Origin of the sequence: uncultured Campylobacter sp. (assembly GCF_937996225.1) — a bacterium.
GTDB lineage: Bacteria > Campylobacterota > Campylobacteria > Campylobacterales > Campylobacteraceae > Campylobacter_B.
In genome coordinates this window covers 43,703-59,216 of the sequence record NZ_CALKTC010000020.1, presented here as the reverse complement: position 1 = coordinate 59,216, position 15,514 = coordinate 43,703, and the positions used below count along the sequence as shown (strand labels likewise).

Genomic DNA, 15,514 nt, shown 5'->3' with positions numbered 1-15,514 from the left:
TTAAAATTTAATCCAAATTCATAGATTTTTTTTATATGAAATTTCAGGAGCCCGAATTGAATCAACTTTTGCAGACTTTTATACCGACCGCGCACCTTATTAAAAATACGATCGGCGATTGCGAGGTGATCATCCATGATATGAGCACGCCGCAAAACTCCGTCGTTTTCGTCCTCGGCGACGTAACGGGCAGAGCTTCGATCATCTGATAAAGGACGTGTTGCTAAGCAAAAATTTTGAAAACGACTGCACCGCAAACTACTACTTCACCGCGCAAAACGGCAAGCTCATACGCTCCTCGACTTCTTTGATCCGCGCCGCAAACGGCAAAGTAGTAGGCGCACTGTGCGTAAATATAGATACCTCAAGCGCCATGGCGGCATACAAAGTAATAAAAAATCTGCTGCCGAATGCAAAGCTCGATAGCAAGGAGTTGCAGGGCGCAAATTTTACTGACGGAGTCTGCAATAGCGCGGCATTAGATGAAGCGAGCTCAAATGACAGCATAAATTTAGAAGCAAAAAACTCTAACGATTCGCAGCAAAATATCCTTGACATCGTCCAAGATCTGATCGCATCGGCTACGCACGATCTAGATGTAGAGGGGATGAAGAAAGAGGATCGAAAGCGTATCGTGAAATTCCTCTCGCAAAAAGGGATTTTTGAGGTAAAAGGCGCTGTAGAGCTCGTCGCAAAGGCGCTTAGGACGCAGAAAGTCACGATCTATTCGTATATGGATGAGGTAAAGAAGGAGAGCTAACCGCGGTGCATAAATTTGATCTAAAATTTAACAAGCGTTGCGCGTCTTTTTATCAGCGTAGCCATATGGGGTGGCGTAAATTTTAATCTGAATTTGATGAACCAATCAAAAAGCAGGACATACTAATTCCTATTTTATGCAGCATGTAACGGCATAAAAGCAAAACTCATCTATTACTCGAACTCGTAGCCCTTCGCGCTTTTTAATTTCTCGTCATAATCGACTCCGTTAGCAATTCGCTTGCGTGAAGCATTGAAATCCGCTCGTATCGGGCTTTTGTGCTCGTCAAACTCAAGCGGCGCGACACCGATGATATCTGCTAGCAGATGCGCTAAATCATCGCTCATAAAAGGCTTATCTTTCGCCGCAGCTAGCCTCTGCCATAGTTTAGCGTGATCGCTCAAAAACTCGCGCGAAGCTATAAAAAGCAGCGGGATTTCGTAAGTAAAGCGGCTTTCCATGCCGTGCCCAAGGCGTCCATTTTCGTATAAATTCTCGCCGTGATCGCTAAGATAGACGATGAGGCTGTCATCACCCGAAAAAATTTTAAAAATTTCATTTATGACAAAATCGTTGTAAAGCACGCTGTTGTCGTAATATGCGACGACATCTTTCTGCTTGGAAGTAAGTTTTGCCTTTACGTCCGCCGCGCTAAACTTGCCAAATCCCTCGGGATAGCGCAGGCTGTAATCCATATGGCTACCGATGAGATGGATCACGTAGAAATTTCGCTCGCTCTGCTCCGTTTTTGCCTGATTTATGAGCGGAAGCAGCACTCCGTCAGGCTTGATGCGGACGGTTTCATAAAGATTGCTCTTTGAGAGGAAGGATTCCGCGTCCGCGCGATCGGCAGCGCTTTTAGCACTTAACGCATGTGCACCGAAGGCTTCTTGATTGCTGATCCAAAAGGTGCGGTAGCCACTTAGCTTAAACATATCAATGATGCTAAGGTTGCGAAACCACGCCCTTTTGCGCTCGCTTTCGTAATCGCTGAAATTTAAAAGTCGCATCAGCACCTGATTAGTCGTGCCGTAAGGCGAGATTGTATCGCCAAATTTTATCAGATTGCCGCTTGCTTCGAGACCCTCCAAAAGCGGTGTATTTTTAACGCCGTAGCCGTAGAGCGACATATGCCCGCGCTGCAAGCTCTCACCGATTATTAGGATGATATTTTTGACGCGAGACTTTTGCAAGGCGGGGTTTGTAGCGGCCTCAGGGTTTTTAGAATTTGAAATCGTGCTGGGGCTTTGCGGCGTAGAATTTAAATTTACGCTGGAATTTTGCGCCTGGGCGTTTGATGCAGGCGCGGAATTTTCAGACGCGGAGCCCGAGGCGGCGCCTTGCGGATCTGAATTTGCGCCGCCTTTTAAAACGCCTTCGTTCGCGCGCTTAGCCTCGTCATATCCGAGCTGCACTTCGTGCATATCGGTGATGAAATTTTTATCGCTTAGATAATCTTTTAGCGTGAAGGCAAACTCCAGCGGGACGTATTGCGATAGCTTGGTTACAAAGCCGCGCTTGCCCTGAAAAGCTTTGACGGCGATATCCGCGCAAAAGATCGATCCATAGATAAGATAAAGCGCCGCTAGCAGCAATCTTAAGCGGCTATGCGCTTGCTCCTTCTCTCGCCGTCCTGCTCTTAGTGCCGCAAAGATGCAGCCGAGCAACGCCGCTAAATATAAAATCGTTGCCGGGTTAAGAAACTGCGAAACAAACTCGCGCGTCTCGGCTGCGTCGGTATGCACGATCGCGTCGATCGCCACAACGTTGAAGCTTGAGTCGAAATTTACGATCAAAAATAAAGACGTGCTCGCAATCAGCGCAATTAACGCCAGTAGCACGAACGAAACAAGCTTAAAAAATCGCCCGCTAAGCAAATAGCAGAGGTGAAAGATGAGCAAATTTATGATGAATACCACGGGGAAACTCTCGGCGATGTAGGCAAAGATGGGACCGTTAATCTGATAATGTATCTTAGCCCAGCACGCGAGCAAGCATAGCACCGTCGCAAGCCAAAACACCCTCCACACGGGACGTTCGCGCAGCGCGGTAAAAAAGCCGCGGTCGATTTTCATAAGCAAGCGCGCTATGAGCCCACCCGCTTTCGTCTGCGCCGCAAGCTCGCCTATATTTGCCAGCGCTACATAAAATTTTTCTCTCATTTTATCTTTCCTGCCTCGTACGAAGGGACGCGATGACGCGTACTTCACATAGCGCGACATATTTTCGCTTTAAAATCAAGGCGCAATCTTAGCCGCTTAAAGCTTTGAGCTTGCTTACTTGCGCGCCTTTACGCTTCAAATTTTACGGCTAAATTTTAAAGATACGGGACATGGAATTGGACGGCAAATTTTAATATAAAGTGGGTTTGTGAGTGAAATTGCAAGACATTATTCTAAAATTCTAATTCTTAGAATTTTGCGGATAGACTACAAGCCGCTACGATAAATTTTAAAATTATCTAAATGCGATTAAAGCCCAAAAGCTTGCGAATAAATTTATGCGCCTAGCAACCGAGAGGAGGTAAAATTTTATAGCGGCTCAAACGATGCAAATTTATAAAAACACGCCGTTCGTGAAATTTCGCCCCACCAAAAGAGCGAAATTCCAATTCTGCTAAGCCTTTTTCGCGAAAATCTACACGACGCTCAGCACTTCGACCTTATCATCGAAAACCGCCATGCAATGCTCGTAGTGGCTAGTACGAAGTCCGTCCTTGCTTCTCGTGCTCCACTTATCCTCGGCGATGACTGGCGTGCCGTCCTTTTGGCAGATCATCGGCTCGATGCAAAAGACCATGCCGTTTTTGATTTTGGGGCCCGATTTTGGATTGTTGCCCTCCAGATAGTTTGGGATCTCAGGCTCTTCGTGTGGGTGCTTGCCGATGCCGTGACCGCAGAAGCCGTATAGCGGCACAAAGCCGCGCGCGCGGATAAATTTCTCGATCTCGAAGCTTAGCTCTTTGAAGTGCATCCCTACCCTGATCGTTTTGATGGCAAACTCCAGCGTGTCCTTACTGCATGCGATGAGATCTTCGTCGGCTTTTGAAATTTTACCGACGGGCAGAGTGCGTGCGCTGTCGCCGAAATATCCGTTTAGCTTCGAGCCTAGATCGACGCCCAAGATATCGCCCTCCTGCAAGATCGTTTCGTCGGGGATGCCGTGGATGATGACTTCATTTAGCGAGAGGCAGGCGGCGTTTGGAAAGCCGTATAGCCCCTTAAAAGCGGGATATGCGCCTTTGGAGGTGATGAAATCGTCGATCTTTTTATCGACTTCGAGTAGGCTAAGACCCGGCTTTATAAATGAAGTTGCATAATCAAGGGCTTGCGCGACGATCCTGTTCGCCGCACGAAGCCCCTCTAAATCTTTTTTTGTTTTAAGCAAAATCGCCATTTTTATAGCCCGACCGCGCTTAGGGTCTGATATTTGTTCATATAGATCTGCGCTTCGATGCGTCTCATCGTATCGAGTGCGACCGAGACGACGATCAGCACGCTGGTACCGCCGAAATAAAACGGCACGCCCATAAATTTAACGAGCAGCCACGGAATGACGGTTACTAACCCGAGATAGATCGAACCCCAAAACGTAAGACGGCTGGCGACTTCGTTTAAAAAGCTCGCCGTTCCCTCGCCCGGACGAATGCCCGGGATAAATCCGCCCTGCTTCTTTAAATTTTCACTAATGTCCTTGGAATTAAAAGCAATTGACGCATAAAAATAAGCGAAAAATATAACCAACACAAAGGTCAAAAAGTTAAAGAAGTAATTGCTAGGGCTTAGGAAATCGTGGATCTTTTGGATGATTGGATTGGTGCTTGCCTGCAAAATAGTGGTCGGAAACATCAAAATCGCGCTTGCAAAAATAGGCGGAATGACGCCGCTTAAATTTAGCTTGATCGGCACGTAATTCATAATGCGCTTATTTTGATTTGCCATCAATACCTTGCGCGAAAACGATACCGGAATTCTACGTTCGCCTAGCTCCACATATAAAATTGCCCCGATAGTAGCCAGGATAATTAGCACGATCGCGATTAGCTTTAAAACGTTCATCTCACCGGTATTTACTAAATTTACAGTACTTCCGATCGCTCTAGGGATGGCACTTACGATACCTGCAAAGATAATAAGGCTGGTGCCGTTACCGACTCCGCGCTGCGTGATCTGCTCGCCGATCCACATCAAAAGCATGGTGCCTGCCAGCATCGAAATGCACGAGATAAAAACAAACTCGTTGGTATTTTCGGCCATTATCGCAGGCGCTCCGGTTTGTCCGTGGATGCCCTGTAAGCCAATGCTAACGCCGATGGATTGAACCATAGCGATTGCGATGGTGGCGTATCGGATGATCTGCATATATTTCTGCATACCGTCGCGCTCTTTTTTGAGCTTGCCTAAATTTGGGAAGGTCGCGGCGAGCAGCTCCATAATGATCGAAGCGGTAATATAAGGCATAATGCCTAGCGAGATAACGCTGAATCGCTCCGCCGCGTTACCGCTAAACATATTAAACATTCCAAAAGCGTTGTTGCTATTGCTTTGAAAAAATTGCTTTATAACCTCAACGTCCACTCCCGGAACCGGCACGTAAGCTAGCAACCTATAGGCAAAAAGAAAGCCCAAAGTAATGAGAATTTTGTTGCGTAGCGATTTATTCATTATTTTTGTCCGCTAGACTTTACGTTCTCGTCTTTGATCTTGCTAGCGAGCGCTTTTGCGCCTACGCCGATCAGCTTGATCTTTTTAACGGAATTCGAAATTTTATGAACGGATTTGATACTTTCAATCGTAATCTCGCTAAGATCTTTGATAGCTTCGATTTTATCGACATTAATCACGTAAGGCTTTTCAAATTTAGAAGTAAAACCTACCTTCGGAAGCCTTCGCTGAATCGGCTGCTGACCGCCCTCGAAGCCTCTTTTTTCATGAGAGCCGGTACGCGCGGTCTGGCCCTTGCCACCGCGACCTGCAGTTTTACCCAGACCGCTTCCTTGACCGCGACCCAAGCGCTTAGTAGCGTGAGTTGAGCCTGGGGCTTTTTTAAGATTTTCTAATCCCATCTTTTATCCTTGTTAGTGTTTTAACATACTAAGAGCTTTCATCGTAGCTCTTACGACATTTGAGGAGTTGTTCGAACCTAGCGATTTAGTGAGGATATCTTTAACACCCGCAAGCTCTAAAACTGGGCGGACTGAACCGCCTGCGATAACGCCAGTACCTTCGCTCGCCGGCTTAAGTAAAATTTTGCTCGCATTGTATTTAACTTCAATATCGTGAGTGATAGTAGAGCCATTTAAATTTACCTTGATGATATTTTTAAACGCATCGTCTACCGCTTTTTTAATCGCGTCGGGAACCTCTTTGGACTTACCAAAGCCAAAGCCTACCAAGCCGTTTCTATTGCCTACTACGATAAGAGCCGTAAACCTAAACCTTCTACCACCTTTAACGACCTTCGTAACCCTACCGATATTGACGATTACCTCTTCGAATTCTTCTCTATTATACTTTTCCACAATCATTCCTTTGGGTTATAGTTTGATGCCGTTTTGGCGTAGCGACTCGGCAAAGCTTGCGATTACGCCGTGATACAAATAGCCATTGCGATCGAAAATCGCTTCAGAAATGCCTTTATCTTTTAGCTTGGAGGCTAAATCTTTAGCTAAGCTAGCCGCGCCCTCTTTGTTTGCCTTTAAATTTAAAACCTTACCGCTGCTGGCGCACAAAGTCGCGCTCGCCGCGTCGTCGATAGCCTGAGCGTAGACCGTCCTATTGGATTTGAAAATAGAAATTCTAGGGCAAGATGCGACGCCTGAAATTTTAGCGCGAATCCTTCTTTTTCTCTTGATTCTTAAAGAGATCTTTCTTTTTAATACGTTCTGTGTCATTTCTCAACCCTTATTTCTTAGCTGTTTTTCCGGCTTTGCGGATGATATGCTCTTCAAGATACTTGATGCCTTTACCCTTGTACGGCTCAGGCGGTCTGAATCCTCTGATCTCGGCTGCTACTTGACCTACTTGCTGCTTGTCGTCGCCTTTGATGGTTACGACGTTTTTATCTACCGAGATTTCGATTCCCTTTGGAGATTCAAAATTTATCGGATGCGAAAAGCCCAAATTTAGCTCAAGCACCTTGCCTTTCATCGCAGCCCTATAGCCGACGCCGTTGATTTCGAGCTGTTTTGAAAAGCCCTCGGTAAGACCAAGGACGATATTGTTGGCTAAAGCGCGGTATGTTCCCCAATACGCCCTACTCTGTCTGTCCTCACCCTTAGGCGAGAATTCTATCTTTCCGTCTTCGATTTTTACATCGACATGACCTTTTAAATCAAGCTCTTTTTCGTTATTCGATTTTTTAAATTTTAACGACGAGCCGTCGATTTTGACCTCAACTCCGCTCGGAATAGAGATCGGTTTTTTACCAATTCTTGACATAATTTTCCTTTTTATTTGTCTAGGGTATGTCTACTTTTACGAATGGATACCACAATGCCATAAAAAGTAGAAACTTCTTACCAGATCGTGCAAAGCACTTCGCCGCCGACGCCGGCTTTGTGTGCGTCGATACCGCTCATAACACCTTTGCTTGTGCTAACGACGACAGTTCCGTAGCCGTTTTTGAAGCGCTTGATCTCGTCTTTGCCTTGATATACACGGCGACCCGGAGTCGAAATTCTTTTAACTTCGTTTATCACGCTTCTGCCTTTTTCGTCGTATTTAAGCACTACGTTGATGATCTTTTTATTGTTTTCCTCTACTACGTTGTAGCTCTCGATATAGCCCTTCTCGGCTAAAATTTTAAGCATAGCCTCAACGACGTTTGAGTGAAAAAGCTTAGTCGTATCTAGTCTTCGCATCGCAGCATTTCTGATGCGAGTTAGTCCATCTGAAATAAGATCGTTAATCATCTCTTCTCCTTACCAGCTTGCTTTTTTTAGACCCGGGATTAAGCCCTCATTTGCCATCTTGCGAAGGCAAACGCGACAAATTCCAAAATCCTTATAAACAGAGTGCGGACGACCGCAAATTTGACATCTGGTATATGCGCGAGTGCTAAATTTAGCGGGGCGTTTCGCCTTGGCTACCATTGATTTTTTTGCCATATCATTTTCCTTTTGCAAAAGGCATGCCGAATAGTTCTAGCAATTTAAATGCCTCTTTATCATTATTTGTAGTCGTTACAACGGTTATATTCATGCCGTGAGTTCTTAAAATTTGATCGTATTCGACCTCAGGGAACATCAGCTGCTCTTGCAAACCGAAGTTATAATTGCCGCGTCCGTCAAAGCCCGTTCTAGGTAGTCCTCGGAAATCCTTAACTCTAGGAAGCGCGATAGAGATCAGTTTGTCTAGGAAGGCAAACATCTGCTCTTTTCGTAACGTAACCATTATGCCTACTGGGAAACCTTCGCGCACTTTAAAGCCGGCAACCGATTTTTTTGCATTGACGATAAGCGCTTTTTGGCCTGCAATCAGCGAGATAGTATCGGCCATATTTTGAAGCACCTTTTGATCTTTGCTCGATTCGCCCGTTCCTACGCTGATAACTATCTTTTCAAGCGCCGGGATAAGCATAGGATTTTTTATATCAAATTCTTTCTGCAAAGCAGCTTTGATGGAATTAGCGTATTTATCTTTTAATCTGCTCATAATCAACCCTCTACCAACGCAACGTTTGAAATATCCATAGGCATCTCTTTGCTTGTAAAGCCGCCTTGCGGATTTTGCTCGGTTGGTTTGATAGCCTTTTTAGCCATTTTACAACCCTCGACGATAACTTGAGCTTTTTTAGGAAACACGACCTTAACGGTGCCTGTTTTGCCCTTATCGTCACCTGCGATGATCTTTACTTGATCGCCCTTTTTAATCTTAAATTTTACTGCCATTATAAAACCTCCGGAGCCAGCGAAACGATCTTCATAAAACCGCCGTATCTGACCTCTCTACCGATAGGACCGAAAATACGAGTGCCGATCGGCTCTTTTTTTGAATCCAAAATAACGGCTGCGTTCTCATCGAATCTAATTAGCGAACCGTTGCCTCTATGCAACTCTTTAGTCGTACGAACGACTACGGCTTTTACTACTTGACCGCGCTTAATTTTGCCGTTAGGGAGCGCTTTTTTTACAGAGCAAACGATGATATCGCCGATTGTAGCGTATCTTCTTTTGCTGCCGCCCAAAACTTTAATACACATAAGTTCTTTTGCGCCGCTATTATCAGCTACCGCAAGTCTGGTAAAACTCTGTATCATTATTCAACTCCTGTTTTCAAAACCGCTTTTAAGCGAAACGATTTTCTAGCGCTTAGCGGTCTGCACTCGATCGCAGATATGGTGTCGCCGATCTTTACGACGTTGTTTTCATCGTGGATCAGATATTTTTTAAACCTTTTTACGATCTTTCTATATCTAGGGTGCATAACCCTTCGCTCTACCAAAACGGTAGCTGTTTTATCGCCCGCCTTCTTTACGACTACGCCTTGAATTTCTCTTTTAAATGCCATAACCTATCCTTATTTCGCTTTAATAGCTGTATTGATTCTAGCGATATCTTTTTTGATAGCGCGAATCTCGTTAGGATTGCTTAGCTGCATAGTTTTTAGCTTTTGTCTAGCCGTAAATAAAAGCAACTTACTTTGTTTCAACATAGAATTTAGCTCAGCCAAATCTTTATCTTTCAAATCAGTATATTTCATTTTCGCTTTCCCTACTTACGATTTTCGTTTTAAAAGGTAGTTTATGAATCGAAAGCATAAGCGCCTCTTTAGCAACCTCTTCGCTAACGCCGGTCATCTCGAAAATGATCCTGCCCGGTTTTATATTCATTACCCACTCTTCTACGCCGCTCTTACCTTTACCCATACGAGTTTGTAGAGGCTTTTTAGTAAGCGGTTTGTCTGGGAATACCTTAATCCAAATTTTAGCTTGACGATTCACGAAGCGCGTCATCGCGACACGAGCCGCTTCGATCTGGCGAGAATTTACCCTACCCGCCTCTACCGCTTTGATACCGAAATCGCCGAACGTCAAGGAATTTCCTCTCGTCGCATAGCCGCGATTGCGACCTTTCATCATCTTGCGGTATTTTGTTCTTTTTGGCATCAACATAACTATTTACCTCTTCTTGGTCTGCGTGTTTTTTTAGGCGCATCATCGGTCTTTTCAGCCTGGATGCCTTTTTGTAAAATTTCACCCTTAAAGATCCAAACCTTAATGCCGATATTACCGTAGGTCGTATGCGCTTCGGCAAAGCCGTAATCGATCCTAGCCCTTAGAGTATGAAGCGGAACGCGTCCCTCCAAATACCATTCGGTTCTAGCCATCTCCGCGCCACCCAAGCGACCTGCGACGCAAATTTTAATTCCCTTTGCGCCTGCTTTTTGAGCGCCTTGGATGACTTTTTTCATAGCGCGGCGGAATGCAACGCGGCGCTCTAGCTGCATAGCTACATTTTCCGCAGCCAAAAGTGCATTCGAGCCTACTTTGCGCTCCTCTTTGATATTGATGGCTATGTCTTTATTGACTAGCTTAACAACTTCGCTTCTTAAATTTTCAACCTCACCGCCTTTTTTACCGATGATGATACCCGGTCTTGCGGCTACGATCGTTACGCGAATTTTCTTAGCCGTTCTTTCAATAAGAATTTGGCTAATTCCCGCATAATAAAGCTTAGCTTTTAAAAATTTGCGGATCTTGTAATCCTCGCCGATACTCTCGGAAAGCGTCGCTTTAGAAGGAAACCATCTAGACTCCCAATTTCGATTAATTCCTAATCTTAAACCGATCGGATTTACTTTCTGTCCCATTTACGCTTCCTTCTTACTTGGTTTTGCTACTTCGACGATAATGTGCGAAGTAGGCTTGCGGATACGGCTAGCCGTACCTCTGGTGCGCGGACGAAATCTCTTAAGCACCGGACCTGCATCCACTCGGCAGCTGGTAACTACGACCTCTTCAGGCTCAAAGCCGCCGTTTGCGACCGCACTTGAAATCGCCGTAGCGATATATTTTGCGCCGCGGTTAGGCGTAAATTCCAAAGTAGCAAGAGCAAATTCCGCATTCATGCCTTGAATTTGTTTTGCGATAAGTCTTGCTTTTGTCGGCGAAAGGCGAACAAATTTAATAGTTGATTTACTCATATTCTATCCTCACTTGCCGATCTTTTTCTGCACGGAGCCTTTGTGGCCCTTGAAAGTGCGCGTAGGAGCGAACTCGCCTAATTTATAACCGATATGATGCTCGGTGATGTAAACCGGGATAAAATTCTTTCCGTTATGAACGTTAAACGTAAGTCCGATCATCTCAGGCACGATCGTGCTTCGTCTCGACCAAGTCTTGATCGGTTTGTTATCGCCGGCTTTCTTTGCCGCAACGACTTTTTTCATTACGTGATCATCTACGAAAGGACCTTTTTTTAGCGATCTAGCCATTTTTATTTTCCTTTCCTTCTTGAAATTATAAGCTTATCGCTCGCTTTTTTATGGCGAGTTTTATAGCCTTTCGTCGGTTTGCCCCACGGAGTTACCGGATGGCGGCCGGAGTTTTTCTTACCCTCGCCACCGCCGTGTGGGTGATCGACCGGGTTCATTGCAGAACCTCTGGTTTGAGGACGGATACCTCTGTGGCGATTGCGTCCGGCTTTGCCGATGACGACGTTTGCCCACTCTTCGTTACCCACTACGCCGATACTAGCCATGCACTCTGCGAGCACTCTTCTCATCTCGCCGCTAGGCAGACGTAAAATGACGTATTTTTCCTCTTTACCCATTAGCTGAGCATAGCCTCCGGCACTACGTGCCATTTGAGCGCCTTTGCCCGGTTTTAACTCGATATTATGTAGGATGGTTCCCACAGGGATATTTTTCATCTTCATCGCGTTGCCAGGTTTAATATCTAATCCGCCCTCGGCAGCGGCTACTACGTCACCCACTTTAAGATCGTTAGGCTTGATAATGTAGCGCTTCTCGCCGTCTACGTATGAGATCAGCGCGATACGACAGTTGCGATTCGGATCGTATTCGATCGCCTCGACCTTGCCAGCAACGCCGAATTTATTTCGCTTAAAATCGATGATTCTATAAAGTTTAGCAGCTCCTGCTTGTTTATGGCGGCTGGTAATGCGACCGTTATTGTTCCTTCCGGCTGCGGCAGGAATTTTAACAAGCAAGCCTCTAACGCTAGCTTTTGCAGTGATATCCTCGCTGCTAAGCCCGGTCATAAATCTTCTACTTGGAGTATACGGTTTATAAGTTTTAATCGCCATTTTACGCCTCCACGCTTTCTAGTTCTAGGCTTGCGCCCTCAGGTAGTTTGACGTAGAATTTTTTCACATCGTTTCTAGCGCCCATTTTACCTCTAAATCTTTTTACTTTGCCGTCCTGTCTTAAAGAATTTATCTTTAGCGGAGTGATCCCGAAATAGTTCTTCAAAACGCTCTTTAGTCCGTTTTTCGTAACCGACGGGCTAGTTTGGATAACGACCACGCCGTTTTCTTGAAGACCGAGAGACTTTTCCGTATAAAGGATCGTTTTGATATCTGTTATATCTGCCATTTTAGTCCTCTTTCACTATTGATTCAAATGCCGCTTTTTCGAATACGACCGAGCCGTAAACTGCGATTAGGTAAGCATTGACCTCGCTTGCATCGACGACATAGCAATTCTTAAGATTTCTATAGGCCAAAAGAGTTTGTGCGTCTAGCTCGTTTTTAACGATCAGCGCATCTCTAACACCCAGTTTCTTAATAAAATTTGCCGCATCTTTAGTCTTGCCGCTTTTTAGTTCTAAATCGTCGAAGATAAAAATTTTACCCTCATTTGCTTTCTCATTGATAGCAAATTCCAACGCAAGGCGTTTTTGCTTTTTATTGACCTTCTGCTCGTAATTTCGCTCGTTAGTCGGACCAAATGCGACCGCGCCGCCTACCCAGACATTGGTTCTCGTTGAGCCCGCGCGTGCGCCGCCGCGACCCTTTTGTCGCCATGGTTTTTTGCCGCCGCCGCTAACCTCGGCGCGAGTTTTAGCGTTAGCCGTATTTGCACGAAGCGAAGCAAGGTAAGATTTGACGTACAAATATAGATTGTGCGAATTGACTTCCGAAAATTTCACAGGGATTTCAATTTCGCTTGCTTTTTCTAGTTTTTCGTTAAGCACGCTTACTTTACTCATTTTACTATCCTTATTCTGCCCATTGCACCGTTAAATCCAGGAACTGAGCCCTTAAGCACCAAAATTTTATTCTCGGCATCAAAGCTTATGACTTCGTTTTTAGCGGTAATCGTTTCGTTTCCAGTGTGTCCTGCCATCCTCATACCAGGCTGAACGCGACCGGGCCACTCGCAGTTGCCAATAGAACCAGGCCTTCGGTGGAAGCGGCTACCGTGCGCTGCAGGACCGCCCGCAAAGCCATGGCGCTTAATAACGCCCTGATAACCCTTGCCCTTGGATCTGAAGCTTACTTTTACGATCTTCGCTCCGCTCAAAACATCTAAATTTTGATCGCCAAGCTCGGCATTTTCTAAGCTTAGAGTCGCAAATTTATTAAATTCCTTGCTTAGGCTATATTTTTTTTGAATTCCGGCGATAGCTTTGTTATGCGCTTTGCCGTCTGCGTAGGCTACGATAGCTTTTTTCTCATCGCAAACTTTGCAAATTTTGGTATTGATAAGTCGCAAAAGCGTCACGGGCGTGCTGCTCGTGTCGATCGTCCTACTCATACCTATTTTTTCTACGATATATTCCATTGTTTTACCCCTTATTTGCCCATCGCGTGAACTTCGACGTTGACTTCCGGAGCCAAATCAAGCTTAGTTAGCGAATCAACCGTATCCGGAGTCGCCGCTACGATATCTAGCATACGAGCGTGAATTTTCATCTCAAACTGCTCTCTGGAGTCTTTATTTACGTGCGGAGATCTTAAAACGGTGTAGCGTTTAATCTTCGTAGGCATCGGCACGGGACCTCTGACGTCCGCACCTGTTCTTTTTACGGCTTCAACGATAGCCGAAACTGTGCGATCTAAAACTCGATGGTCGTAAGCCTTGAGTTTTAACCTAATTTTTTGCATCACTTTTCCTTAATAAAGAACTTGTCGCAACGCGCGACCCTTTGCTTCAAACAAAAGACGCACATTATATAAAAGCGCTCCGCCTTTGTCAAGAAAATAGCCAAATTTTATGGAAATATTTCCTTTTAATAAGGAAAAATATATAGAATTTTGAAAATTTTTAGGGTGCCGAAAATTTCCAATATAAAAATTTGGATAAATTTAAAATAGATATAAAAATTTCATAGGATTTTTCAGATTTATTTCCTTTTAATAAGGAAAATTTTAAAATATCCACTATGAATGATCTAAAATTTTTTTATGAAAATCCGCCGGAATTTGCAAGCTTTATCCCGCGCAAAAAAGATGTAAACTCTCCCAAAACCATAATCTACGGAGTGCTAAATTCCGGCAAAAGCGCCGTGCTAAAAAATGAAATTTCAGAACTTAAAAAAGATGAAATTTTGTACCTAAATTTAGCCGATCTACGCCTTGAAGAGGCGGTAGCGAATGATGCAATTTTTGCAGCTAGAAATAGCGCAGGCGATACAAAGATTAGAGAAGCAAATGGGTATGAGATAAGCAGAAGAACTACACTTGGCGCGGATATTTCGGATATAGATAAATTTTATCGCGCCGCCGTAAAAAATACAGATACAAAAAACGCAAGCGCAAATGGCTCAAACAATGCAAAAAATGCGGAGTCCGACGGCGCGAAAAATAGGAGCGAGAATTTCTTCTGCGAGATCAAGGAATTCTTAACCACCAACGAGCAAATTTCATCGCTTTTTTTGGATAATTTCAGTAGCGCCGATTTTGAAATTTCATCGCTTCAAAGCTTCGCCGAGGGGCTAAATTTAAAGCGTTTTATCATCTCTACTCGCGATAGAGAGTTGGTCCTGCCGGGCTTTGAGCGGCTTGAGCTTTTGCCGCTTTCGTTTGAGGAATTTATTGCCTTCGACAAGCGCCACAATGAGATAAACTCGATGATTTCGGCATTTTTAGCCCAAGGCGGCGGCGCAAAAAACCCCTTCATAACCCCCGCCGAAATTTTAGAATTCGAGCAGAGTCTGCTTACGGCAAACTTTAGCCGCACGGAAATTTTAATCCTCAAAGAGTGCCTAAGCTTCGTCCACGCCGCATTTAGCGCAAATAAAATTTACACCGCGCTAAAGCCGCGCATTAAGATCTCTAAAGACGCTGTATACGGCACTATCGCCAAGCTTGAACGGGAAAATTTCATCAGATTTTTAAGCAAAGCGGGCGAGCCCGCGCGCGCAAAAAAGCTATATTTTTCACATTTTAACATGCGCGAAATTTTAACAAGTAAAAAGGACTTCTCCAAAAAATTTGCCAACGTCCTTTTCTGCGAGCTTTTGGGGCTGAATACGCCGATTTTTTACACAAAAGAGCTGGATTTTTACCTGCCTGCTCTAAAAATGGGGGTTCTCGTCATCCCATTCAGCGACGCAGACATTATCTTTTTAAAATTCCGCAAAATTTTAAGCGCGCTCAAGAAGCTCGGTATCACGAGCTTAAAAGCTATTTCTATGGCAAACTCCGGTAAGCTCGAGATTGAGGGTATCCGCTGCAATGTCGTGCCGTTTCATGAATTCGTGCTTAGCTTCTAATTATTGACACTTCATATCATAAAAATACAAATTTTATGATATAATTTTGGTAAACCCATATCAATTACATAA

The 15,514-nt window shown here is 44.6% G+C and carries 24 protein-coding genes and 2 pseudogenes; 3 read left to right on the top strand and 23 right to left on the bottom strand.

Annotation, left to right across the window (positions count from 1 at the left end; all coding sequences use genetic code 11):
- Positions 1-35: 35 nt before the first annotated feature.
- Positions 36-322: pseudogene (locus Q0174_RS10960) on the top strand (PAS domain-containing protein); the annotation flags it as partial.
- Positions 323-373: 51 nt separating this feature from the next.
- Positions 374-760, top strand: a complete 387-nt coding sequence (locus Q0174_RS03015) for a helix-turn-helix domain-containing protein (RefSeq protein ID WP_366112482.1) — start codon at positions 374-376, stop codon at positions 758-760.
- 173 nt (positions 761-933) lie between these two features.
- On the opposite strand, the gene Q0174_RS03010 is transcribed toward Q0174_RS03015, so the two are convergent.
- The 23 genes and pseudogenes from Q0174_RS03010 to rpsJ form a co-directional block, all read right to left on the bottom strand.
- A complete protein-coding gene (locus Q0174_RS03010) occupies positions 934-2,922 on the bottom strand; it encodes a sulfatase-like hydrolase/transferase (RefSeq protein WP_298041624.1) in 1,989 nt (662 codons plus the stop codon).
- A 475-nt stretch (positions 2,923-3,397) separates the two neighbouring features.
- Positions 3,398-4,156, bottom strand: coding sequence for a type I methionyl aminopeptidase (gene map, locus Q0174_RS03005; protein ID WP_298041623.1), 759 nt, complete (start codon positions 4,154-4,156; stop codon positions 3,398-3,400).
- A gap of 2 nt (positions 4,157-4,158) precedes the next feature.
- Positions 4,159-5,424: a preprotein translocase subunit SecY gene (secY, locus tag Q0174_RS03000; protein ID WP_297944103.1), complete on the bottom strand. Its 1,266-nt coding sequence runs from the start codon at positions 5,422-5,424 to the stop codon at positions 4,159-4,161.
- Positions 5,424-5,825 (bottom strand): 50S ribosomal protein L15, encoded by a 402-nt coding sequence (gene rplO, locus Q0174_RS02995; RefSeq protein WP_005868985.1) that lies wholly within the window; start codon positions 5,823-5,825, stop codon positions 5,424-5,426. The genes secY and rplO overlap by 1 nt, the downstream gene beginning before the upstream one ends.
- Before the next feature lie 12 nt (positions 5,826-5,837).
- Positions 5,838-6,281 (bottom strand): 30S ribosomal protein S5, encoded by a 444-nt coding sequence (gene rpsE / locus Q0174_RS02990; protein ID WP_005868986.1) that lies wholly within the window; start codon positions 6,279-6,281, stop codon positions 5,838-5,840.
- A gap of 15 nt (positions 6,282-6,296) precedes the next feature.
- Positions 6,297-6,653 carry a 50S ribosomal protein L18 gene (gene rplR, locus Q0174_RS02985; RefSeq protein ID WP_005868987.1) on the bottom strand — a complete coding sequence of 119 codons (357 nt, stop codon included), beginning with the start codon at positions 6,651-6,653 and terminating at the stop codon, positions 6,297-6,299.
- A 10-nt stretch (positions 6,654-6,663) separates the two neighbouring features.
- The gene (gene rplF, locus Q0174_RS02980; RefSeq protein WP_177387630.1) at positions 6,664-7,200 is read right to left on the bottom strand and encodes a 50S ribosomal protein L6; all 537 of its coding nucleotides are present in this window, start codon (positions 7,198-7,200) and stop codon (positions 6,664-6,666) included.
- Between the two features lie 77 nt (positions 7,201-7,277).
- Complete coding sequence (gene rpsH, locus Q0174_RS02975) at positions 7,278-7,673, bottom strand: 30S ribosomal protein S8 (protein ID WP_005868989.1); 396 nt, start codon at positions 7,671-7,673, stop codon at positions 7,278-7,280.
- Positions 7,674-7,682: 9 nt separating this feature from the next.
- Positions 7,683-7,868 (bottom strand): type Z 30S ribosomal protein S14, encoded by a 186-nt coding sequence (locus tag Q0174_RS02970; protein ID WP_005868990.1) that lies wholly within the window; start codon positions 7,866-7,868, stop codon positions 7,683-7,685.
- A gap of 1 nt (position 7,869) precedes the next feature.
- Positions 7,870-8,415, bottom strand: a complete 546-nt coding sequence (gene rplE / locus Q0174_RS02965) for a 50S ribosomal protein L5 (protein WP_298041620.1) — start codon at positions 8,413-8,415, stop codon at positions 7,870-7,872.
- Positions 8,416-8,417: 2 nt separating this feature from the next.
- The gene (rplX, locus tag Q0174_RS02960; RefSeq protein WP_297904239.1) at positions 8,418-8,651 is read right to left on the bottom strand and encodes a 50S ribosomal protein L24; all 234 of its coding nucleotides are present in this window, start codon (positions 8,649-8,651) and stop codon (positions 8,418-8,420) included.
- Positions 8,651-9,019: a 50S ribosomal protein L14 gene (gene rplN / locus Q0174_RS02955; RefSeq protein ID WP_005868993.1), complete on the bottom strand. Its 369-nt coding sequence runs from the start codon at positions 9,017-9,019 to the stop codon at positions 8,651-8,653. The genes rplX and rplN overlap by 1 nt, the downstream gene beginning before the upstream one ends.
- Entirely contained in the window at positions 9,019-9,270 is a 252-nt protein-coding gene (gene rpsQ / locus Q0174_RS02950) for a 30S ribosomal protein S17 (RefSeq protein ID WP_005868994.1), read from the bottom strand. The genes rplN and rpsQ overlap by 1 nt, the downstream gene beginning before the upstream one ends.
- 9 nt (positions 9,271-9,279) lie before the next feature.
- Positions 9,280-9,462 (bottom strand): 50S ribosomal protein L29, encoded by a 183-nt coding sequence (rpmC, locus tag Q0174_RS02945; protein WP_005868995.1) that lies wholly within the window; start codon positions 9,460-9,462, stop codon positions 9,280-9,282.
- Positions 9,449-9,874: a 50S ribosomal protein L16 gene (gene rplP / locus Q0174_RS02940; RefSeq protein ID WP_005868996.1), complete on the bottom strand. Its 426-nt coding sequence runs from the start codon at positions 9,872-9,874 to the stop codon at positions 9,449-9,451. The genes rpmC and rplP overlap by 14 nt, the downstream gene beginning before the upstream one ends.
- A 2-nt stretch (positions 9,875-9,876) precedes the next feature.
- The gene (rpsC, locus tag Q0174_RS02935; RefSeq protein ID WP_005868997.1) at positions 9,877-10,572 is read right to left on the bottom strand and encodes a 30S ribosomal protein S3; all 696 of its coding nucleotides are present in this window, start codon (positions 10,570-10,572) and stop codon (positions 9,877-9,879) included.
- Between the two features lie 21 nt (positions 10,573-10,593).
- A pseudogene (gene rplV / locus Q0174_RS02930) lies at positions 10,594-10,905 on the bottom strand (50S ribosomal protein L22); the annotation flags it as partial.
- 9 nt (positions 10,906-10,914) lie between these two features.
- The gene (gene rpsS / locus Q0174_RS02925) at positions 10,915-11,196 is read right to left on the bottom strand and encodes a 30S ribosomal protein S19 (protein WP_298041618.1); all 282 of its coding nucleotides are present in this window, start codon (positions 11,194-11,196) and stop codon (positions 10,915-10,917) included.
- A 2-nt stretch (positions 11,197-11,198) separates the two neighbouring features.
- Positions 11,199-12,029: a 50S ribosomal protein L2 gene (rplB, locus tag Q0174_RS02920; RefSeq protein ID WP_298041616.1), complete on the bottom strand. Its 831-nt coding sequence runs from the start codon at positions 12,027-12,029 to the stop codon at positions 11,199-11,201.
- 1 nt (position 12,030) lies between these two features.
- Complete coding sequence (locus tag Q0174_RS02915; RefSeq protein ID WP_298041615.1) at positions 12,031-12,318, bottom strand: 50S ribosomal protein L23; 288 nt, start codon at positions 12,316-12,318, stop codon at positions 12,031-12,033.
- Position 12,319: 1 nt separating this feature from the next.
- Complete coding sequence (gene rplD, locus Q0174_RS02910) at positions 12,320-12,934, bottom strand: 50S ribosomal protein L4 (protein WP_297923284.1); 615 nt, start codon at positions 12,932-12,934, stop codon at positions 12,320-12,322.
- A complete protein-coding gene (gene rplC, locus Q0174_RS02905) occupies positions 12,931-13,509 on the bottom strand; it encodes a 50S ribosomal protein L3 (protein WP_298041613.1) in 579 nt (192 codons plus the stop codon). The genes rplD and rplC overlap by 4 nt, the downstream gene beginning before the upstream one ends.
- Positions 13,510-13,520: 11 nt before the next feature.
- On the bottom strand, positions 13,521-13,832 hold the full coding sequence (rpsJ, locus tag Q0174_RS02900) for a 30S ribosomal protein S10 (protein WP_005869011.1): 312 nt from the start codon (positions 13,830-13,832) through the stop codon (positions 13,521-13,523).
- Positions 13,833-14,110: 278 nt separating this feature from the next.
- Between rpsJ and Q0174_RS02895 the strand changes: the two genes are divergently transcribed.
- Complete coding sequence (locus tag Q0174_RS02895; protein WP_298041611.1) at positions 14,111-15,442, top strand: hypothetical protein; 1,332 nt, start codon at positions 14,111-14,113, stop codon at positions 15,440-15,442.
- Positions 15,443-15,514 lie beyond the last annotated feature (72 nt).